The sequence below is a fragment of the Glycomyces sp. L485 genome (assembly GCF_022548875.1).
Lineage (GTDB): Bacteria > Actinomycetota > Actinomycetes > Mycobacteriales > Micromonosporaceae > Glycomyces.
The window spans coordinates 28,525-49,019 of record NZ_JAKZEW010000034.1 but is presented as its reverse complement, the minus strand read 5'-3'; the positions used below and the strand labels follow the sequence as shown (position 1 = coordinate 49,019).

General features: G+C 67.5%; 18 protein-coding genes. 6 read left to right on the top strand and 12 right to left on the bottom strand.

From position 1 onward, the window contains the following. Window positions 1-463 precede the first annotated feature (463 nt). Window positions 464-3,598, top strand: a complete 3,135-nt coding sequence (locus tag L0U85_RS15630) for a BTAD domain-containing putative transcriptional regulator (protein WP_241378689.1) — start codon at window positions 464-466, stop codon at window positions 3,596-3,598. Here L0U85_RS15630 and L0U85_RS15625 read toward each other — a convergent pair. The 3 genes from L0U85_RS15625 to L0U85_RS15615 form a co-directional block, all read right to left on the bottom strand. Next, entirely contained in the window at window positions 3,582-3,947 is a 366-nt protein-coding gene (locus L0U85_RS15625; RefSeq protein WP_241378688.1) for a hypothetical protein, read from the bottom strand. The genes L0U85_RS15630 and L0U85_RS15625 overlap by 17 nt on opposite strands. Window positions 3,948-4,090: 143 nt before the next feature. Next, window positions 4,091-4,345 carry a hypothetical protein gene (locus L0U85_RS15620; RefSeq protein ID WP_241378687.1) on the bottom strand — a complete coding sequence of 85 codons (255 nt, stop codon included), beginning with the start codon at window positions 4,343-4,345 and terminating at the stop codon, window positions 4,091-4,093. Between the two features lie 16 nt (window positions 4,346-4,361). Next, the gene (locus L0U85_RS15615) at window positions 4,362-5,042 is read right to left on the bottom strand and encodes an NUDIX domain-containing protein (protein WP_241378686.1); all 681 of its coding nucleotides are present in this window, start codon (window positions 5,040-5,042) and stop codon (window positions 4,362-4,364) included. Between the two features lie 69 nt (window positions 5,043-5,111). On the opposite strand from L0U85_RS15615, the gene L0U85_RS15610 reads away from it, so the two are divergent. Both L0U85_RS15610 and L0U85_RS15605 read left to right on the top strand, forming a co-directional pair. Next, complete coding sequence (locus L0U85_RS15610) at window positions 5,112-6,113, top strand: SPFH domain-containing protein (RefSeq protein ID WP_241378685.1); 1,002 nt, start codon at window positions 5,112-5,114, stop codon at window positions 6,111-6,113. Beyond that, window positions 6,110-7,018, top strand: coding sequence for a hypothetical protein (locus L0U85_RS15605; protein WP_241378684.1), 909 nt, complete (start codon window positions 6,110-6,112; stop codon window positions 7,016-7,018). Before L0U85_RS15610 ends, L0U85_RS15605 begins: the two co-directional genes overlap by 4 nt. Window positions 7,019-7,025: 7 nt before the next feature. Here L0U85_RS15605 and L0U85_RS15600 read toward each other — a convergent pair whose 3' ends face one another. The 8 genes from L0U85_RS15600 to L0U85_RS15565 form a co-directional block, all read right to left on the bottom strand. After that, window positions 7,026-7,514 (bottom strand): DUF1269 domain-containing protein, encoded by a 489-nt coding sequence (locus L0U85_RS15600; protein WP_241378683.1) that lies wholly within the window; start codon window positions 7,512-7,514, stop codon window positions 7,026-7,028. A 54-nt stretch (window positions 7,515-7,568) separates the two neighbouring features. Then, complete coding sequence (locus tag L0U85_RS15595) at window positions 7,569-8,096, bottom strand: potassium channel family protein (protein WP_241378682.1); 528 nt, start codon at window positions 8,094-8,096, stop codon at window positions 7,569-7,571. Between the two features lie 284 nt (window positions 8,097-8,380). Then, window positions 8,381-10,147 carry an RICIN domain-containing protein gene (locus L0U85_RS15590; RefSeq protein ID WP_241378681.1) on the bottom strand — a complete coding sequence of 589 codons (1,767 nt, stop codon included), beginning with the start codon at window positions 10,145-10,147 and terminating at the stop codon, window positions 8,381-8,383. 109 nt (window positions 10,148-10,256) lie between these two features. Beyond that, window positions 10,257-11,159 carry a PmoA family protein gene (locus L0U85_RS15585; RefSeq protein WP_241378680.1) on the bottom strand — a complete coding sequence of 301 codons (903 nt, stop codon included), beginning with the start codon at window positions 11,157-11,159 and terminating at the stop codon, window positions 10,257-10,259. Next, window positions 11,156-12,271: a Gfo/Idh/MocA family oxidoreductase gene (locus tag L0U85_RS15580; protein ID WP_241378679.1), complete on the bottom strand. Its 1,116-nt coding sequence runs from the start codon at window positions 12,269-12,271 to the stop codon at window positions 11,156-11,158. The genes L0U85_RS15585 and L0U85_RS15580 overlap by 4 nt, the downstream gene beginning before the upstream one ends. A 77-nt stretch (window positions 12,272-12,348) precedes the next feature. After that, a complete protein-coding gene (locus L0U85_RS15575) occupies window positions 12,349-13,653 on the bottom strand; it encodes an extracellular solute-binding protein (RefSeq protein WP_241378678.1) in 1,305 nt (434 codons plus the stop codon). Window positions 13,654-13,699: 46 nt separating this feature from the next. Continuing rightward, a complete protein-coding gene (locus L0U85_RS15570; protein WP_241378677.1) occupies window positions 13,700-14,605 on the bottom strand; it encodes a carbohydrate ABC transporter permease in 906 nt (301 codons plus the stop codon). Continuing rightward, a complete protein-coding gene (locus L0U85_RS15565) occupies window positions 14,598-15,518 on the bottom strand; it encodes a sugar ABC transporter permease (protein ID WP_241378676.1) in 921 nt (306 codons plus the stop codon). The genes L0U85_RS15570 and L0U85_RS15565 overlap by 8 nt, the downstream gene beginning before the upstream one ends. 181 nt (window positions 15,519-15,699) lie before the next feature. Between L0U85_RS15565 and L0U85_RS15560 the strand changes: the two genes are divergently transcribed. Continuing rightward, window positions 15,700-16,728, top strand: coding sequence for a LacI family DNA-binding transcriptional regulator (locus L0U85_RS15560; RefSeq protein ID WP_241378675.1), 1,029 nt, complete (start codon window positions 15,700-15,702; stop codon window positions 16,726-16,728). 128 nt (window positions 16,729-16,856) lie between these two features. On the opposite strand, the gene L0U85_RS15555 is transcribed toward L0U85_RS15560, so the two are convergent. Next, window positions 16,857-17,921 (bottom strand): LacI family DNA-binding transcriptional regulator, encoded by a 1,065-nt coding sequence (locus tag L0U85_RS15555; protein WP_241378674.1) that lies wholly within the window; start codon window positions 17,919-17,921, stop codon window positions 16,857-16,859. Window positions 17,922-17,956: 35 nt separating this feature from the next. Between L0U85_RS15555 and L0U85_RS15550 the strand changes: the two genes are divergently transcribed. Both L0U85_RS15550 and L0U85_RS15545 read left to right on the top strand, forming a co-directional pair. Further along, window positions 17,957-19,000: a LacI family DNA-binding transcriptional regulator gene (locus tag L0U85_RS15550; RefSeq protein WP_241378673.1), complete on the top strand. Its 1,044-nt coding sequence runs from the start codon at window positions 17,957-17,959 to the stop codon at window positions 18,998-19,000. A gap of 535 nt (window positions 19,001-19,535) precedes the next feature. Then, window positions 19,536-20,495: glycoside hydrolase family 16 protein (locus L0U85_RS15545; protein ID WP_241378672.1), on the top strand; the 960-nt coding region annotated here is incomplete at its 3' end.

Genomic DNA, 20,495 nt, shown 5'->3' with positions numbered 1-20,495 from the left:
GCCGAGCCCAGTCCCGCTGACGCGGGCCTGCGAGCAAGCAAACGCCCGGATCCATCTCCACCCTAAAGGACGGAGCCCTCACCGGAAAACCGGTAGCGAGGTCTCAGGGGATTGCGAGATGTTCGGGTGGGAGTCCGGCAAGTGGCTGGGGGGGTGAGGGACGGGCCGCGGGAGAACGGATCGCAGCGCCTCTTCGCGATCAGCGCAGTGACCGCTCACACGGTCCCGACATCGCAGTTGAGGAGGCTTCACGGACGGTGTCTCCTTCGTTCACAGAAACCGTTATCAGCGGCCATGGAAGCATACGCGCTCAAGCTCGTGGGACTCGGGCGGTCGTCCCGTCCTCCGGGGGTCCCGTTCGGACGCCTCTGCGTGCATGAAGTCGCATCGGTTGCGGCCCAGCCGAATTTGCGCCTTGTCCGCAATGGAAGGCCCGCCGACCGCTCATGGCAGGATCGACTGCGTGCAGTTCGGGATACTTGGCCCATTCGAGGTTCGCAAGGACGACGGCGTCTCAGCCGACGTGTCGGGCACTCGGTTGCGCGCGCTGCTGACCGCCCTCGCGCTCAATCCCGGACGCGTGGTTTCGAAGTCAGTGCTCGTCGACTGGATCTGGGGTGGACGACCACCCTCCGACTCAGCGAATGCCTTGCAACGCCTGGTATCCCGGCTTCGGAAGCTGCTGCCGGACGGGGCGATCGAGGGCCGGACCGATGGCTACCGTCTGGCGGTGGAGCCCGACGCCGTCGACGCCGTGCGGTTCGAGCACCTTCTCGATCAGGCCCGCGGCGAGGTCCCGCGCCGGGCGGAACTGCTGCGCGAGGCCCTCGCGCTGTGGCGCGGTGCGGCCATGCAGGACATCGGTCTGCAAGGCAGCGCGGCGTTCGACGCGGCGGCCACCCGGCTCGAAGGGCTGCGCCTGACCGCCATGGAGGACCGATACGAGACGGAGATCGGTCTCGGCCACGGTGCGGAGCTGGTCGCGGAACTGACCGACCTGGTGGCCGCACATCCGATGCGGGAACGACTCGTCGCCGCGCTCATGCGTGCGCTCATCGCGGCCGGTCGCGACACCGAAGCGCTGCTGGTGTACCAGCGCACGAGCGAGGCATTGGCCGACGCGCTGGGCGCCGACCCCGCGCCGGAGCTGTCCGCACTGCACCTCGCGCTGCTGCGGGGCGAAGTGGAACGGCCAGTTGAGAGCCGGAAGACCAACCTGCGCGCCGAGCTGACCAGCTTCGTCGGCAGGGACTCCGATGTCGCCGAGGTTCGCGAGCGTATCGCCGAACATCGGCTCACCACCCTGATCGGGCCCGGCGGCTCGGGCAAGACCAGGCTCGCCACGGAGACCGCGCGCACGCTCCTGGGCGACCTGCCGGACGGGGCCTGGCTGGTGGAGCTCGCGCCCATCGGCGCCTACTGCGACGTGGCCAAGGCGACGCTCACCGCGTTCGGCCTCCGGGACGCTCTGATCGGCGAGACACCGGACCTGGAGCCGGCCGACCGGCTCATCGCCGCGATCCGCGACCGGGAGGCGCTGCTGATCCTGGACAACTGCGAGCACGTGATCGAGTCGGCGGCCGAGTTCGCCCATCGAGTGCTCGGGGAGTGCCGGCGGCTGCGGATCCTCGCCACGAGCAGGGAACCGCTCAGCATCACCGGCGAGACGCTGTGGCCGGTCGTGCCACTGGCGCTGCCGGACGGTGACGCCGGCCCCGGCCGAATCGAGTCCGCGCCGGCCGTCCGACTGCTGCGGGACCGGGCGAGTGCGGTGCGCAGGGATCTCACGGTCGACGCCGACACCCTGTCGACGATGGCACGCATCTGCCGGGCATTGGACGGTATGCCGCTTGCGATCGAACTGGCCGCGGCCAGGCTCCGCACCATGTCCGTCGACCAGCTCGCGGGCCGACTCGACGACCGGTTCCGCCTGCTGACCGGCGGCAGCCGCACCGCCTTGCCGCGGCACAAGACCCTGCGCGCCGTGGTCGACTGGAGCTGGGAGTTGTTGACCGACGCCGAGCGGACGGTCCTGCGCAGGCTCTCGGTGTTCTCCGGCGGGGTGAGCCTCGAAGCGGCCGAGCGGGTCTGCGCCGACGACTCCGTCGAGCCGGAACAGGTGCTCGATCTGCTCACCGCGCTGACCGAGAAGTCGCTGCTGGTCGTGGCGGGCGACGGCGCACCGCGATACCGGATGCTCGGCACGATCAAGGAGTACGCCGCCCGGCGCCTCGCCGAGGCGGGAGAGACCGAAACGGCGCGCCACGCGCACCTCGCCTACTTCACCGAACTCGCCGAGACCGCGGAACCGCATCTCCGCCGCGCCGAGCAGCTGGATTGGCTCGCGATGCTCGCCGCCGAGCACGACAACATCAGTGCCGCGATGCGCGGTGCGCTCGCGGCCGGCGAGGCGCAGGGGGCGATGCGGCTCGCGGCGGCCGCCACCTGGTACTGGTGGCTCGCCGGACACAAGACCGAAGGCAGCGAATTGATCACCGCGGCCACCGAGACGTCCGGCGAGGTGACCGATGAGATCCGGGCAATGGTGTACATGCTCGCCGTGTCGTTCCTGACTGCCGGACGGAGCTCCGACGAACGCCAGGTGCCGGAGTTGATCCACAAGACCTGCGAGCTCAGACGAAGCATCAGGTCACCCGACCCGCTGCTGGAGTTGATCGTCCCTCTGGAACACGTGCTGCGGGGGGCGGACCCCTTGCTCGCGTGGGAATCGGTTCTGGACAACGAGGACCCCTGGGCACGCGCATTGGCCCGGCTGCACCTGGGCAAGACGCGGATCCTGCTCGGTCACGCCGGGCGGGAGGCGGACGCCTACTTCGAGGAGGCGCTCACCGAATTCCGGGCGATCGGCGAAAGGTTCGGGATCTCCTTCGCCCTGACCGAGCTGGCGGACCGCAGCGCCGCGCGCGGCGAGTACGCCGCCGCATGCGAGTACTACGAACAGGCGATCGCGATCGTGGCTGAGGCCGGTGCCCTCGAGGATGTCGTCCAGTTGCGGTCGGGGCAGGCGCCCCTGTACTGGCTGCTGGGCGACGAGGACTCCAGTGCGGCCGCACTGGCCGAGGCGCAGCGGTATGCGGAGCGGGTCGCCTGGCCGGACGCGCTGGCGGAGCTGGCCTTCGCGAAGGCGGGAATCGCTCGCTGGGCCGGTGACCGCCAGGAGGCCCGCCGGCAACTCGATGTCGCGACGACCGTGCTGGGCGACAAGGCGGAGCGGGCGAACATCCAGGTGGCGGTGCACGACCTGCTGGGGTACCTCACCGACGATCTCGACCAGGCCCGTGAGCACCGGGCCGCGGCCTGCCGGGCCGCGGCCGAAGTGGAGTACGCGCCCGGAACCTCGCGGGTGCTCGTCGGGGTAGCGGACCTGGCGCTGCGCCGCGGACAGTACGAACAGGCCGCGCGGCTGCTCGCGGCGAGCGCCGCCGTGTACGGGCTGCCGGATCGTTCCATCCCGGACACCGACCGGATCGAACGGGAAGCGCGAAGCCGCCTCGGCGACGCGCGGTTCGCTGAGGCGGCTCGGGAGGGTACGGAGACGAGCTGGGATCAGCTGGTCGCGGTCACGCTCGCTTCTTGAACGTGGAGACCTTGAGCTTCTTCTTGGCCGACTTCGTGGCCTTCGCCTGGAGTTCGGCGCGGACGTTCGCCATCCGGCGGCGGTAGCGCCGCAGGCCTTCGCCGGTGTGGTTGTCGCCGTCGGAGGTGGTGGCGATGTTGACGATGCCCATGTCCACCCCGAGGAAATCGACCGGGTCGGTGTTCGCCTCGGCGTCGGGCACGTCGACCATGGCGATCAGGTACCAGGCGCCGTCGCGGCAGACCAGGTCCGATTCGCCACGCCGGTAGCGCTCCAGGGTCTTCAACTGGTCGGGGTGGCCGGTGAAGGCGAGGTTCCGCATGCGGCCCTGGACGGTCCAGATCGACACGGTGCGCGCATCCAGCTGCCAGGACAGACGGGCGCTGACACGGCGTTCGAGTACTCCCCCAGTCGCGCAGCCGTTTCCGAGGGGGCTCGGCTTGCGTCTCCGCGTACCGGTCGACGACCTGCGGAACGACGCCGGCGACCGCGTCATCGCCTGGACCCGGTCGGTGCGCCGCCGAGGTGGCCGCAGCCCTCGCGGTCGGCGAGAGACCACGGCTCGAAGCCGTCCTCGGTGTTCTCCACCAAGACCGGGCCCCGGTAGGCGACGACGCCACTGATCCCCCGCTGCTGGAGGTGCGCCAGCACATATGCGGCGGCGAGCCCATTGACGTCGCGAATGGTGCCGAGTGGCAGAAGCGAGCGTGCCTCGGCGATCGCCTCGTGCTCACCGGCCCTGAGCACGATCTTCGGCCTCGCGCTAACCGTCGAGCCTGTGGCGCAGGATCGGGGGGATCAGGACAGTCGACTTCCCGCGCCGGTACAACCTGGCCGGCCGACCGGGTCCGCCTTCGGTAAACCGTTCCGTGGGAACCACGAAGCCGGGCGTGGAGGTGACCTTGCGGTGGAAGTTGCGCGGATCCAGTGGCTCGCCCCATACCGCCTCATAGACCGTCCGCAGAGCGGCGATCGTGAACTCGGACGGACAGAAGGCGGTGGCGAGCGGTGTGTACTCCAACTTGGACCGAGCCCGCTCGACACCGTCGGCGAGGATGCGATCGTGATCGAAGGCGAGGCCGTGCCGGCCGACCGGCCGCCACGCGGCCGCTGCCGCGTCCGTGCCGGCCCTCGGAGTGGGGAGATCGGGAAGGAGCGCAAGGTACGCGACCGTGACCACCCGTCCGCGCGGGTCGCGGTCAGGCGTGCCGTAGCTGGCGAGCTGCTCCAGGTGCCCACCCGGCCCGGCCAGCCCGGTCTCCTCGGCGAGCTCGCGCCGCGCCGCGGCGGACAGATCCTCGTCGGCGTGGACGAACCCGCCGGGCAGCGCCCACTGATCGAGGTACGGTTCGCAGCCGCGCCGCACTGACAGCGCACACAGCTCCCCATCTCGCACAGTGAGCACCACGAGGTCGACGGTGACCGCGAACACTGGATAACTCATTATCACCACCTTGACGATAACCTATCGTATTCGTTATCGTCAGTATGACGAGAAAAGGAGGCCCACCCCATGGCCGATGTCACGAAGCTGTTGTTCCTGCGCCACCTGCGCGGCACCCCCACCGTCTGGGTGCGGTTCCAAAAGCGCGGCCGCCTCCGCAAGGAGGGAACCGGGCAGTCGTTCTGGTACCGCCCTCTGGTGGCGGTGCTCTCCGAGGTGCCGGTGGACGACCGCGAACTGCCGCTGATGTTCCACGCGCGTACGGCGGACTTCGCCGATGTCACCGTCCAGGCCACGGTGACCTACCGGATCGCCGATCCGGCGCTGGCCGCCACCCGGCTCGACTTCTCAGTCGACCCGTACAGCGGCCAAGCCCGCGCCCGGCCGCTCGACCAGGTCGCAACACTCCTCAGCGAGCTGGCCCAACAGCCTGCGCTGGACCTGCTCGCCCGCCTGCCACTGGCCGAGGCCCTCACCGTCGCCATCGCGCAAGTCAGGGAAACCGTCGCCACAGCGCTTTCCGACGATGCCCGACTCGGCGACATCGGCGTCGCCGTGATCAGCGCCCGGGTAGTGGAGATCCGCCCGGAACCGGAACTGGAGCGATCGCTGCAGACCCCGACGCGGGAAGCCGTGCAACAGGATGCGGACAAGGCCACGTACGCGCGGCGGGCTCAGGCGGTCGAGCGGGAACGAGCCATCGCCGAGAACGAGATGCAGAACAAGATCGAGCTGGCCCGGCGCGAGCAGCAGTTGGTCGAGCAGAAGGGCGCCAACGACCGGCGAAAATCCGAGTTGGCCGCGGCCGCGGAGCTGGTCGCCGCCCAAGGCGCTGCGGAGAAGGAGCGCGCACTCGCGACCGCCCACGCCGACCGAGTGCGAGCGGTGGGGACGGCTGAGGCCGAGGCTGAGGCGGCCCGCATGTCCGCCTACCGGGACCTGCCGTCGACAGTCCTGCATGCGCTGGCGCTGCGCGAGCTCGCAGGTCGGCTACCGGAAATCGGGCAACTCACCGTCACGCCGGATCTGCTCACCGGGGCTCTTGCCCGACTCGCCGAGGACTCGCGATGACCGCGACGTTGGCACCGAGAGTGGTGGTGGTCAGCCGCCGCAGCGAGTTGGATGAGCTGCTTGTCCGACACGGCACCCGAGCCGCGGCCGACCATTTCCTGCGCGAGCGCGGTCGTGATCTGGACCAGGTCACGGCCCGGCACGAGGCACTGCAGGCGGCGCTCACCACAGTGCATGCGGCAGTACCTGCCGACTGGCGCCGGGGCCGGGTGGACAGAGCGGACCTGCCCAGGTTCCTGTTCGCGCCGGAGGACCTGGTCGTCGCGGTCGGCCAGGACGGACTGGTGGCGAACCTCGCGAAGTACCTCGCGGGCCAAGCGGTGATCGGGGTGGACCCGGATCCGGGCCGCAACCCCGGCGTGCTGACTCGCTTCCAAGCGGGCTCGGTCGCCGGTCTGCTGTCGGCGGTCGCCGAGGGCTCGGCCGAGGTTCGCCGGCTCACCATGGTCGCCGCCCGACTCGACGACGGACAGGAGCTCGCCGGTCTCAACGAGGTGTACGTGGGTCATGGCACCCACCAGTCCGCGCGTTATCGACTCATCAGCGCGAACGGACTGCACGAGCGTCATTCATCGTCCGGGGTGTTGGTCAGCACGGGAACCGGGGCCACCGGTTGGAGCGCCTCCATCGCGGTCGAACGCGGATGGAGCGAGGCACTGCCGGCTCCGGAGGAACCGTCGTTGTCCTGGTTCGTGCGGGAGGCATGGCCGTCACCGGCGACCGGCACGTCCCTGACCGGCGGCACCTTGAAGGCGGGCGAGCAGCTGAGACTGGTCTGCGAGAGCGAACGGCTCGTGGTCTTCGCCGACGGTGTCGAGTCCGACCACATCACCGTCGCCTGGGGTCAGCAGGTGACGGTCGGCTTGGCCGACCGCCACCTCCATCTGGTACTCCCCGAGGTTTGATCCGCTCTCAACGACCTTGAGGGATCCCGGCGGAGAACGGCGCCTGTTCACCTGCGAGAGTGTGAGATCTCTGGATCAGCCGTCCGTCCATGTCGGCCAGTTCTTCGACGACCTTGTCCCTGGACGCCTGGCGGACCAGGGCGAACACGGCGGCATTGCCGGGATCGAGTTTCCGACCGAGTTCGCGCATGAAGTCGTCGTCGACGCCGAGGTCCGCCGCGGAACCGCTGAGGGCCCCGGCGCCCGCACCGACGGCCATGCCGAGCAGCGGCATGAAGAAGAGCAGGTCGATCAGGCCTTCCCAGAGCACGCCGCCGGTCGCTTCGCCCGCGGTGGTGTCGCGAACCTGGCGGAGTCTGATCTTGCCGTCGAATTTCTCGACGACGACAGTGTCCTCGAGTTCGATGTGCTGCTGACGTTGCAGGTCGAGGATGCGCGCCCGCGCGCGTTCGGCGGCTTCGAAGTCGCCGAACCCGAATACGACGAGATCGGTCATGAATGGTCCCCCGTGTGTGATGAGTCCGTCGAAGCGATTCGCTTCGAAATGAGACTATTGCGACTCATCGTTCGGCGCTGGAGTTCGCCTATGGTCCGACCTACTCGCCCGGTCGGCCAAGCGGCGGGCCAGGAGCGACGCCGACCCGGCCAGCCCCACGACGTTGAACACCATCTGCACGCTGAGCACGGCCCGGGCGACCTGGCCTTGTGCCGTGATGTCACCGAACCCCACGGTCAGGAGGACGGTGAGGGCGAAGTAGAGGGCGTCGACGCGGGTCTCCAGGCCGGTGAACTCGTCCGGCCGGTTCGTCGCGATCGAGTAGTCGATCAGGGCGAAGACCAGGACACCGGCAATGATGCCGACTACGAGGCCGCCGAGCGGCGCGTCGGGTTCGCGCAGTTGGCGCAGCGCCTCCCAGCGAATGGCGAGTGCCAGAGTGAGCAGCATGGCCGCGGTGATGACCCATCGGGCGACCAGCAGGGCCACTTCGCCTTCCTCTCGCACCGGAGCGGCGGCATAGGCGAACCCCAAGGCGCAGCAGGCGATCAAGTGCCGTGCCGTCGGTGGCAGTCGTCGCAACCGCATCACCCTCCGAAGGCGTCGACCCGACACCGGTCCTCGGCCTATGAGTCCGGCCCTGGCGGCGGTGAGCTCGTCGTCGTCGACGGCACCGGCCGCCCCGATCGGAGGGTATACCGGATCAGTCTCCTTTGCTGCGTTATGACTGCGCCGGGAGACGATGGGGGTCCGATCCACGAGGTTCGCGGTGAGAGGGAGGGTGAACGGCCGCCCCAGCGTCGAAGGCGCCGCCCCGCGTCGTGATCCGATGCGGGACGGCGCCGTTCGTTACAGGGCCTCGGCGGCTACTTCTGTTCGAGGACCCAGACTGTGCTGTCGTCGGTGGCGCCGGTGTTCCACCGCACCTCACCGGTCGAGGTCGCGTGGAGGTACGACCGGTCGGAGACCTCGTTGTTGAAGCGGAAGCCGCCGGGCGCCGGCTCGACGCTCCACTTCGTGTCGGGACCGATGTAGCCGTCGTTCCATTTGACGACGTTGTTCGGTTCGGTGTCCAGATACGACCGACCGGACCTGACATTCTCAATCGTCCAAGCGCCGTCGGAACCTCGGGTGAGGATCCAGTCCTGGTCGTCGTAGATGGTCCCGGCCTCCGTATTGAGGCTTCCTGCGCTTCCCGAGTCCAGGTACTCCCCCGTCGCCGCGTTCCTCAGCTTGTAGGTGGCGCCGCTCACGGGGCCGGCGAGCTCGGCCAGCTTCGCGGTGAGCACCGGCGCGTAGAACTCGGTGATGCCCGCGATGTTCGGGTGCGTGCCGCTGCCGTTGGTTCCCGGATAGCCGTTCAACAGGTTGTCGAACGTGTACGCCACCCGGTGGTCCTCGATGCGGGTATCGAACGCCGAGTTCGCGAAGACGTCGGCGACCGCAACATCCCACTTCTGCGCAACGTCCAGATTGACCTGACGCAGGGAGAGCTGGATGTCCCACTCTCGCGAGCCCAACTTGTGGGCGGGCACGTAGACGAGCTGAGCGGTGGGCCACTTCTGCTGCATCTCGTAGATGGTGGTTTCGAGCGATCCGGTGTAGGTGCTGGTGTCGAAACTCGTGGGATCCTTGGAGGCGCTGACGGCGCCGATATCGTATCCCGCGGTCTCCAGGAGCGTGATCGCGTCGTTCGTGCTGCCGTCGAAGACCACGAAGTCAGGTGCCGCGGAGCTGGCCGACCTGACCTGAGTGAGGATCTTCCCGTTGGAATCGCCGGACACCGGTCCCACGGTCGCGCCGTTCACCGCGTACTTGGTCAGCGCCATTCCTTCACGTTCGGCCACGAAGTCCACGAAGCCGCGCGAGTACTTGTGTCCGCGAACGATGCTGTCACCGAAGGCGTAGACGGACGAGCCCTCGAGGGTTCCTTCAGCGGAGTGGTCGGGCCGGTCCAGGGTGAAATTGTCGATCGACTGCACGCCGGTGCCGTAGTAGTTGCAGGCGACGAACTTCGCGAGGTTGGTCCCCGTGATGCTGCCCGTACCGGAGGCCCTCACGATCGGCGACGCCTCCTTGCTGGTGATCGAGTACTGGACCGTGCCGACGGTGAAGTCCATGTGGAGATCGACCGTGTACCACTTCGACCGGTCGAAACTGGTCTTCATCCAAGTGGGGTTCAGCGAGTCGGGGGCGGTGGTGGAGTCCGAGTCGGGGCCAGTCACCGCATAGCGCAGTTCGGAGGCGGTCGCGGCGATCGCGAAGACGAGGCGTCCGCTGTCGTCGCGGAATTCCAAGCCGGTCTTCATACCGTCGTTGGCGATCGCCGTCTTCCAGTCGAATCGCAGGTCGAGGGTGCTCTCGTTCAAAGTCGAGGAAGAGAACTCCCGCACCGAGGTGGTGTAGTTGTTCATGTTCTCAGTGACGTTGAGGACGCCGTTGCCGATGCTGGCTCCGGTGGGGAATCCGAAGTTCGCAGGATCGGTCTGAGCGTCGAAGGTCTCGTCGATCAGAGTTTCGGCGGCTGCGGCGGGGCTAGGGGCGATGAGGGCTGAGATGAGCAGGGTCGCGGCGATGAACACTCCGGACCACTTTCGTAGCCGAGAGCCTATGCCGCCCAGGGGGGTATACATGTTGATCTCCTTTGATCATTTGACGCCCTCCTCCTGGGTCACTTGCAGCGCAAGCGACCCAGGAGGAGAATCACTCAATATTCTGTTCGTGGTCGGAAACCGGTCCCGATCAGAGCGCTTCGCGGACCGTGGACGCGAGCTCGGGAGCCGCGTCGGCGTCCGCGTCGGCGATGCCGACGCCGTAGCGGAATCGCGTCGTCGCTCCGGCCGGGACGGTCACCTCTTCGCTGAAGAACGGTGCGGGGTTGAGGCACGCGAACTCCTCGCTGCGCGCGAACCACTGCGGCGGGTGCTGCGGGTTCTCAGCATGGTCGACCATCAGCACCAGGGACGAGGCGTCGTCCTCGTCGTGCCGCCCGGCGAAGCCCATCCACTCGTGGCGCTGGCCTCGCACGTCATTGCCGGAGCCGGAGCCGTCGGCGGTGACGAGCTTGCAGCCGGTGAAGGCTCGCGGCCCGCGCCAGAACAGGCCGCCGTACCCGGCGTTCTCCCGGCCCTTCGTGGTGGGTGAACCGATCGCGATGTCCTCGCCGGAGACGTTGGTCAGCTCGGTGTCGAAGGTCAGCATCCACGCCTCGGTCGACAGCACGCGAGCGCTGATGGTGCGCCGCTCGGTGAGGAACGCGTTCCCTGCCTGGGTGATCCAGTCCAGCTCATGGGTGAGCCGGACCGTGCCGTCGACGGAGTCGAGCTCGGTGAACCGGCGGTGGAGCTGAGTGCCGTTGTTCTCCAGTTGCACGTAGAACTTTCCGTGGACGTAAGTGGGGCCGCCCCAGAAGTTCTCCTCCCCCACGTGCGGAAGTGACAGGGAGATGCCTTTGTGCCACACGTGGTCCCACGGGCGGAAGAGGCTCACCGCGCGCCCGGCCCGGGTTCGGATCGGATGCAGGTACGGCTTGGGCGACTCCAGCTGCACCGTGTCGGGACGGTAGACGTACTGGACCAGTTCGGTGTCGCCGTCGCGGACGGTCAGCGAAGTGCCGATGTCGTGACGAATCTCGAGGCCGCTCATGCGGTCACCTCTTTCACGGGAGCCCACGGGACGGCTCCGCCGTCCATACTGCGGGTGAACGGATCGTCGCCGGCCAGCTCCCCGGCGGCCACCGGGCGGCCCCGGAACGCCGAGGCGTACGTGGCGGCGGCGAACTCCATCGTCCGGCGGGCCTCGGCCAAGGAGACGCCCGGCTCGGTGCCGGCCGCGATGGCCTCGACGATCGCCTCGATCTGCACCAGGTGCCCGCTCTCGACGTCGCCGTCCCCGGCGACGTCCCATTCGCGTGCGAGTTCCTCGTGCCCGGGCGCGGGAGTGAAACGCCAGTCCTTCTCCCTATAGCCGTACAGGTGCTCGACCTCGACGGTCGCGTGCTCGAAATCGAAGCGGAGGCGGGAGGTCTCACGCGGGGAGACCACCGAGTTGACGACGGTGGCCATCGCCCCGTTGTCGAACTTCGCGAGTGCCATGGAGACGTCCTCGGTGTCGGTGGGCCGCGAGAGTCGCCCCGCGAAGGCGCTGACTTCGGACCAGGGGCCGAGGATCGCCAACAGCAGGTCGAACTGGTGGATGCCGTGGCCCATGGTCGGGCCGCCGCCTTCGATATCCCAGCGCCCTCTCCAGGGCACTTCGAAGTACGCGTCGTCGCGATACCAGAGCGTCTCGCACGTCGCCACGAGCGGGCGGCCGAGCACACCCGAGGACACCAAGCGCCGCAGACGCAGAGCTGCGGGCCCGAAGCGGTGCTGGAAGACGGTCAGCACCTGCTTGCCCGTCTCGGCCTCGACTTCGGCGAGTTCGTCGAGCTCACCGAGGCTGAGCGCGGTCGGCTTCTCGACCAGCGCGGTGGCACCCGCGCGCATGGCGGCGATCGCCAGCGGCGCGTGAGTCCCCGGCGGCGTGCAGATGTGGACCAGATCCAGCTGCTCGTTCTCCAGCAGCGATTCGGCGTCGCCGTAGACCTGGGCTGCCTGATGGCGCTCGGCGAATTCTTCGGCACGGGTGCGGTCGAAGTCCGCGACGGCCACCAGGCGGGCCCGCCCGGACAGCTCGCCCAAAGCATGCGCATGCGCGTTCGCGATACCGCCGGTGCCGATGATGGCGACTCGGACTTCGGGTGTGGGGCTTGGCATCTTGCTCGTTCCTGTTCGTGGGTGTGTCGCGGTCTCGGGTTCGGGGCCGCCATCCGGCGGCCCCGAACCCAAGGGGGTTACTGCGCGGCGTCGACCTCGGCCTGCAGCTCGTCGATGAGCGCCTGGGCGGCGTCCTCCGGCGAGCTCTGACCGAAGTAGACTTCCTGCGTGTAGCGCTGGATCATCGGCTCGACTCCGCTGCCGCCGTTCGGGGTCACCACAGGCGGGGTGCCCGGGACGACGGAGTTCATGTAGTCGACGGCGAGCGCGTCAGTCTCGCTGAGGTTGCCGGAGACGAACTCCCGCATCTCGTTGTTGGCGGGAATGCCGCGCTCGGTTCCCAGGATTTCAGCGGCCGCCTCGTAGTTGACCATGAAGTCGATGAAGAGCGCCGCCTCGGCCGGGTTGTCGCTTTGAGAAGAGGCCGCCCAGTACATCGAAGGCTTGAAGAAGTTGGCGTCGACCTCACCGCTGCCGGGCAGTTGCACCAGCCGCAGGTCGGCACCGCTGGCTTCTTTGAGCGCGGTGATCTGGGTGTTGTAGGCGAAGCCCATCGCGATCTTGCCGGTGGCGAGGCTGCCGGCCCCGACCCCTGCGTTGAGGCTCTCGACCGCCTGCGCGGCGCTCTCGGCGCCGCCGGACTCGATCAGGTCGAGGTTGTACTGCCACATCGACGCCAGAACCTCCGGGTCGAGCGTGACCTTGCCGCCCTCGCCGAACAGTTCGTTGTCGTGCAACCGGGCCCAGTACTTGACACTGCCGACGTCGTTGCCGCCGGTGACGCTGGAGCCGTTGATCGCGCCGTCGCTCGCCTCGGTGAGTTCTTCGGCGATCGCGGCATAGTCGTCCCAGGTCCAGGTGGAGTCATCCGGAATTTCGACGCCGTACTCTTCGAACAGGTCCGCGTTCACCACGCCGGCGGGGACGCCGACGCCGATCGGCATGGCGTACTGGGCGCCGTCGATCTGGCCGGTCGCCAGCGCAGCCTCGTCGAACTGGGAGGTGTCGATGAGGTCGGCGGCCTCGTTCAGGTCGAGCAGGGTTCCACGGTCGCCGTAGGAGGCGAGGTAGAGCTCGTCCATCTGGATCACGTCGGGAGAGTCGTTGGCGGCGGTGGTCGTCGCCAGCGCGTCCCAGTACCCGCCCCAGTCCTTGAACTCACCCTCGACGGTGATGTTCGGGTATTCCTTTTCGAACGCGGCGATCGCCTCGTTGGTGAGTTCGGCGCGGGCGTCCGATCCCCACCAGGTCACCCTGATGGTGACCGGCTCTTCGCTCACTTCGACGTCTGCGCCACCGCTGGTCCCACAGGCTGCCAGCGCGGCCCCCGTGGCCAGTGCGACTGCACCGGCTCCCATGCGTCGGATCGATACACTTCTCATCTTGTTTTCTCCTTTGTGAAGGGGTTGAAGGGTTAGGGGTTCCTGGTCACTTGCCGCCGGTCGTGGCGATCCCTCTGAGAAGGAATCGTTGTCCGAACAGGAAGACCAGGAAAATCGGTAGGAGCGAGACGACGCTCATGGCGAGCGTCGCGCCCCAGTCGGTTCCCGCCTGCTGGTCGACGAATGCGCGCAGAGCCAGCGGGACGGTGTACAGGTCAGGGTCGGTCAGGTAGATCAACTGGGAGAAGAAGTCGTTCCAGGTCCAGATGAAGGTGAAGATCGCCGTGGTCGCGAGCGCCGGAACCATGAGTGGCAGGATCACCTGGGCGAAGATCCGCGGGTGGCCGGCACCGTCGATGCGTGCGGCCTCGTCGAGTTCCCTCGGGACGCCCCGGATGAACTGGACCATCAAGAACACGAAGAACGCGTCGGTCGCCAGCAGTTTGGGCACGATGAGCGGCAGGAACGTGTTCACCCATCCGAACTGGGAGAACAGCACGTACTGCGGCACGATGATCACGTGGATCGGCAGCATGATCGTCAGCAGCATGATGGCGAACCAGAGCCGCTTGCCGGTGAATTCGAGCCTTGCGAAGGCGTAGGCAGCCATCGAGCAGGCGATGAGGTTGCCCAGGATCGCCCCCAGGACCACGATCGCCGAGTTCAGCAGGTAGTGGCTGAACGGGTCGGCGAATGCGTTCCATCCTGCCGTGTAGTTGCCCACCTCGAGGTCGGACAGGAGCAGGCTCGGGTCTCTGAAGATGACGTCGTTGGGCCGCAGCGAGGAGACGATCATCCACAGGACCGGGTAGAGCATCACCAGGGCGAAGAGGATGAGGACGGCGTGCCGCAGCACCGAGCGGATCGGACGGTGTCCGGTGCGGGCGCGCACTCGGGCGGGCTGCACGGCGTCGGGGGCGGGGGCGGTGTTCTTGGTGAATGTGTCAGTCATTGTAGAAGACCCAATACTTCGAGGCCCAGAAGTTGATGGCGGTGAAGCCACCGATCACCAGGAGCAGGAGCCAAGCCATGGCCGAGGCGTATCCCATGTCGAAACTGCCGAATCCCCGCTGGTACAGGTACAGCGAGTAGAACAATGTGGAGTCGGCCGGGCCTCCGGTGCCCCCGGAGACGATGAACGCCTGGGTGAACGACTGGAATGCGTTGATGATCTGCAGGACCAGGTTGAAGAAGATGATCGGAGTCAGCAGCGGCAGGGTGACGTTCAGGAACTGCCTCCACTTGGTCGCGCCGTCGATCGAGGCGGCCTCGTAGTACATGGTCGGGATCTGCCGCAGCCCGGCCAGGAAGATCACCATCGGCGAACCGAAGGTCCACACGTTGAGGGTGATGAGTGTCCCGAGTGCCGTGCTGGGTTCGGAGATCCAGCCGGGCCCTTGGATACCGATGAGCGCCAGGCCCTGGTTCAGCAGGCCGGCGCTGCCGAAAACGGTGCGCCACAGGACGGCGATGGCGACGCTGCTGCCGATGAGCGAGGGCAGGTAGAACGCCGAGCGGTAGAACGGCAGGCCGCGCGCGCCTCGGTCGAGCAGCAGCGCCAGGCCTAGGGCGAGGGCGAGCTGGAGGGGCACTGAGACGAACACATAGGTGAAGGTGACCACGAGCGACTGGTGCAGGCGGTCGTCGGTGAACATGCGGGTGAAGTTGTCAAGGCCTGTGAAGGTGGCCGGCTGCAGCAGGTTGTAGTCCGTGAAGCTGAGGTACAGCGAGACGGACATCGGGCCGAGGGTGATCAGGAACAGTCCGATGAACCACGGCAGCAGGAAGAGGAATGCGGCCAGGTTCTGGGGCTTCGTTGTCGCGCGGCCCCTGCGCAGGGAGTGGAGCTCCGCGGCGGCGCTCACAGGGCCGCCTTCTCGGGGCGAGCGGCGGCGCGGCCGCGAGTGGGGTTGGGACCGGACATTGTCGCTCCTTCTGGTCGAGAAAAATAGTGAACGTTCATCATCTGATGAGCTGAGTCGACAATAATGAACGTTCACCCTTGTGTCAAGATTGGGGTCGGAATCGAGGAGAGGAAATCTTCGAATGTCAGATCGCCCCGCCCGCCCCCGCCGCCCCACGATGAAGGAAGTCGCCCGCCTGGCAGGCGTCTCGCACCAGACCGTCTCCCGGTACCTGCGCTCACGAGAAGGGCTCAAGCCGGACACGCTGGCACGCATCGATGCAGCGGTCCGCGAACTGGACTACCGGCCGAATCTTGTCGCCAGGTCCATGCGGACGCGCCGCACCGGCCGTCTGGCGATCCTCATGCCGACCGTGGCGTTCAACCCGGCACGGATGCTCAACGGGGCGACCAAGGCCGCCGACGAGGCCGGGTTCACCGTCGAGGTCGTCAGCGTCCTCGGCGGCGCCGAGGCCAGAACCGAGCGCATGCTCGAGATCGTCGACTCCGGGCAGGTCGAGGGCGTCCTGGCACTGGCCCCGATCCTCCCCTCGATCGAAGATCGGCGGTCGGGCGAGACTGCGATCGTGCTCTCGTCCGACTTCGACGACGAGATGCGCGGTATCGGCGAACTCGCCGACGCCACGCCGGTCGCCGAGATCATGGAACATCTGGCCGCGCTCGGCCACCGGCGGTTCCTTCACGTGGCCGGGAACCGGCAGTTCGCCTCGGCCCGGGCCCGCGAGGCCGCCTACCTGGCCGCCATCGATCAATTCGGGCTCGAGTCGGCCGGCGTACTCGGCGGGGACTGGTCCGGCGCAGCAGGACTCGCCACCATGCGGTCGCTCTCAGCCGAGCAGATGCCAACGGCGATCATCGCGGCCAATGACGTCGTGGCCTCCGGCGTGATCCGCGGCGCCGTCGAACGCGGCCTCGACGTGCCCGGCGACATCAGCGTCACCGGATGGGACGACAACGAGATATCCCAATACATCCCGCCGGCCCTCACCAGTGTCGCGGTCGACCTCGAAAGCCTCGGGCGCAATGCCATGGTCCGATTGATCCGATCGGTCTCCGGCCGCGAACTGGAGCCGTCGCAGCGCCCGATCCAGCGGGTGATCTGGCGCGAGTCCACCGCCGAGGCCCGGCCCGCGGCCACGGCCGCGGCCTGACGGTCCTGGAAGGGCCACCGAGGGCGCGTTCTCTCGGCAGATTGCGCGGAACCACCGCTCGGAATCCCTTCCAGCGCAACAATTTCACTGGCCGGTGCCTCCTCCGACGGCGCCCGAGCCCTCCCTCGTCAGCGAATGATCCGCGCCCTGTCGGGCGTGGTTCCCCTGAGAACGACCCGAGACTCGAACTCCACCCGCCGACGAACGGCGGCGGGTTCCATCAGCGCGAGTTCGACCGCGGCAGCGCCGACCCTCGCAAGGGCGAGGCTCACGCTCGTCAGGGTCGGCGTCACGTCCTCGGTGCCCTGGACGTCGTCGAATCCGGCGACACCGATCTCGGTTCCAGGACTGATGCCCGCGTTCCGCATCGCGCTCATCGCGCCGATGGCCATCGCGTCGGTGGCGGCGATGACGACGTCCATGCCGCGGGGCCGGTGCTCGATGAGGTGCTCGGCGGCCCGGTAGCCGCCGTCCCTCGTCATCGGGGCCCGGACCGCGGAGCCGTACTCGAACCGCATCCCAAGACGGCGGGCGGCATCGACGATGCCGTCCTCCCACTCACGCGCGGCCACCGAATCGTGCTCGGGTCGAATCAAGGCAGGCCGCTCATAGCCCAATTCGAACAGTGCGGCGATGAGATCCGACGCGCCTCGGCGACGAGAGAGGATCGCAGTGTCGAAGGGCAGTTCGTCGTCTCCGGCGATCACCACCCGGCCGTCCTCTTGCGTGTAGCGCGCAAGTTCCTCCTCGAGAGCGGTGCGTGAGACGGTGGAGCCGCTGCGCGCACCGGTCAGGATCATGGCGTGCGGCCTGAGACTGCGCATCATGCGCACTACCCGGATCTCGTCGTCGATGGCGTGGTCGGTTCCGGCGAATGTGGCCACGAGGCCGGAGCGACCCGCCTGCTCGATGACGCCGTGCACGATCTCGGCGTTGTACGGATCGCGGATGTCCGAGACGAGCACCGCCACCATCGCGGTCGCGCCGGTCGTCGTGGCCCGAGCAGAAGTGTTCGGGCGGTACCCAAGGCGCCTGGCGGACTCCAGGACGCGCGCGCGCATCCCGGACGACACGTACTGCGACGCCGGGTCGAGCGCCCGGGAGGCCGAGGCCTTGGAGACACCGGCCGCGGCAGCGACGTCGCGGAGGGTGACTGTCGGCGGCGGTCCACCGGTGGCGGGGTCAGTTCTCACTCTGGCATTCTGACATCGGGTGAGGTCGGCTCGAGATGGGAGGCCCAGTGCGGCGAACGTATCAGAAGGCGACACTGCGTGACGTCGCTCGAGTGGCCGGGGTATCGCCCTCGACCGCCTCCCGAGTACTCAACGGCGGCGATCTCCGTGTGAGCGAACGACTCTCAACACGCGTACTCGCAGTCGCGGAGTCGCTCGGCTACGTCTCGAATCAGGCAGCCCAGGCGCTGCGCGGGCGGCGCACGGCGATCGTGCTGCTCGCCAGCGACCCGAGGACCGCCTCCATCGCCGCGATCGCCGCCGGGATGGAGGCGGCAGGCCGGGAGCACGGCGCCCTGGCCAGCATCACCGGGGCCGGGAGCGGCGCTGAGGCGCACCGGACGGCACTCGAGGTGTTGCGCGGGATGCGCCCTCGCGCGCTGGTCGTGGCCAGCGCGAGTTTCGCCGACGTCCGAAGCGAGCAGGTCCTTCCCGAACTCGAGCGCTTCCGGGCCGACGGGTGCAGCGTCGTCTTCATCGGCGAGCACGACATGCCGTTCCCGACCGTCCGCTTCGACGACATCGAACTGGGCCGGACCGTCGGCCGATTCATGGGCAGGCTGGGACGCCGCCGCGCCGCAGTCCTCACCACCCCGCACCAGCCGGCGCTCGAAAGCCGGACCAAGGGATTTCTCCATGGCCTGGCGGAATGCGGCATCGATCCCGACGCCGTAACGGTCGAGCACTGCGATCTCACCCGAGACGGGGGCAGGGACGCCGCTCGCCGGGTCGCGCTGGCGCGCCCGCGGCCGGATCTCGTGCTCGCCGGCAACGACGTCATCGCGATCGGAGCCTTGAACGAGTTCCGGCGCTTGGGAATCGACGTGCCGTCTGACATCGCGATCTCAGGCGTCGACGACATTCCGCTCTCGCGTGACGTCAACCCCCCGTTGACCACTGTGACACTTCCATTCGCCGAGGCCGGAAGGTTGGCCTTGGAGATGGCGCTCTCGCCCGAGCCCGTACAGGACCCCGTGCTGCAGGGAAGCCTGGTCGTGCGCGCTAGCACTCCCCGGGACGGCTTCGAGGCCGTCCGCTGAGCCGTCCGAGCCCCCGCTCGGTTTTCGCCTGGGGCGCAACCTGCCCGCACCTCTCCCCTGACGAAGGCCCGAAAACCTACGCTCAAGGAACAAACCCCCGGCAGACGACCCCATCAGTCAGGAGAAGCCTCCGCCACCGAACCATCGGCAAAACGGGCGAATCGACTCCTGCAGGTCGCGTCTCTTATGAGCAACTAACCTCACCCAAGCCATAATGTGTGCCTGAATTGGCTGATCCAACGTACTGAAACCGTTACCTAGATATCGATGTGTCGCAGTTGACAAGACCTGAGACCGTTGTCATTCTGGATCGCGAGAGGCCCTCCCCTCAAAAGCAGTACCGCGTTTGACGACTGGGCAGCTGGCAAGGCCCGCCGATCAGGAACCGAAAGAGACTCCGTAAGGACCTGTCTCCTCGAACCGTTCGGCGCCATGCGGACCGGCCGCCCCGGCTGGTACCGGCCCCCGCATCGAGCTGAGCCCCGCCCGCCCCTGCCGTCATCCGTACGAAGAACGACCATCAAAGGAGATGACCATGGAGTTCGATCCCAATCGCATCAAGCTCGGCCGCCGCGGACTGCTCGCGGGCGGTGCCGGCGTCGCCCTGTCGACGTTTCTCGTGAGGCCCGCGTCCGCCGTGGAGATGCCCCCCAACCCCCTTGAGAAGCCCGGTTGGATCCTCGACCGAAACGACGAGTTCAACGGCAGCCTGGACCCGAACCTGTGGATCACCAAGTACCTCGAGTCCCGGACGACCGAGGAACGGGCCTCGGCGCGGTACGGATTCCGCAACAACGCCCTCGTCCTGCGGATCGATGACGACCAGCCCACGTACTACACCGACAACCCCATGAAGGTCTCGAGCATCCAGACCGGCCAGAAGACCGGCCTGCACAAGCAGACTCCGCTCGATCACGAGATCCCCACCGAATGGAAGTACACCCCGAAGTACGGATACTTCGAGATCCGCGCGAAGACTTCGGCGCGCAGCGGGATTCACACCGCTTTCTGGACGCTCGGCTGGGAGGACACCCCCCAGCACGACTCCGAGATCGACATCATGGAGGACCCGGGGCCGGACCCGAACAAGTTCCTGTTCAACCTCCACAAGTGGGACGATCCGAACGTCATCGAGAATTCCAACACCATCACCGCTGGATTCGACCTCACCAGTGAGATGCACATCTACGGCCTTCAGTGGGATCCGACGCAGATCAAGCTGTTCGTCGACAACCAGCTGGTGAAGACGATCAACTCCTCCCCGGCGTACAACATGGTGTTCCTGCTGAGCATCTATGAGAACGCCGGTTGGACCGGCACCGTCGACCCCAACGACACGCGGCCGAAGGAATTCGTTGTCGACTACTTCCGGGCCTACAAGCCCGCGGGTCCGGAAAGCGGATTGACTTATCGCATCCGGAACGAATCGACCGGTCAGTATCTCGACTCTGACGCCGACGGCGCGGTCGTCCTGCACGCGGGCACCATCTACGAG

Coding starts and splice junctions, on each gene's coding strand:
- L0U85_RS15615 (WP_241378686.1), bottom strand. CDS start 5,042: ATGAGTTATCCAGTGTTCGCGGTCACCGTCGACCTCGTGGTGCTCACT.
- L0U85_RS15610 (WP_241378685.1), top strand. CDS start 5,112: ATGGCCGATGTCACGAAGCTGTTGTTCCTGCGCCACCTGCGCGGCACC.
- L0U85_RS15605 (WP_241378684.1), top strand. CDS start 6,110: ATGACCGCGACGTTGGCACCGAGAGTGGTGGTGGTCAGCCGCCGCAGC.
- L0U85_RS15600 (WP_241378683.1), bottom strand. CDS start 7,514: ATGACCGATCTCGTCGTATTCGGGTTCGGCGACTTCGAAGCCGCCGAA.
- L0U85_RS15590 (WP_241378681.1), bottom strand. CDS start 10,147: ATGTATACCCCCCTGGGCGGCATAGGCTCTCGGCTACGAAAGTGGTCC.
- L0U85_RS15585 (WP_241378680.1), bottom strand. CDS start 11,159: ATGAGCGGCCTCGAGATTCGTCACGACATCGGCACTTCGCTGACCGTC.
- L0U85_RS15580 (WP_241378679.1), bottom strand. CDS start 12,271: ATGCCAAGCCCCACACCCGAAGTCCGAGTCGCCATCATCGGCACCGGC.
- L0U85_RS15575 (WP_241378678.1), bottom strand. CDS start 13,653: ATGAGAAGTGTATCGATCCGACGCATGGGAGCCGGTGCAGTCGCACTG.
- L0U85_RS15570 (WP_241378677.1), bottom strand. CDS start 14,605: ATGACTGACACATTCACCAAGAACACCGCCCCCGCCCCCGACGCCGTG.
- L0U85_RS15560 (WP_241378675.1), top strand. CDS start 15,700: ATGTCAGATCGCCCCGCCCGCCCCCGCCGCCCCACGATGAAGGAAGTC.
- L0U85_RS15550 (WP_241378673.1), top strand. CDS start 17,957: ATGGGAGGCCCAGTGCGGCGAACGTATCAGAAGGCGACACTGCGTGAC.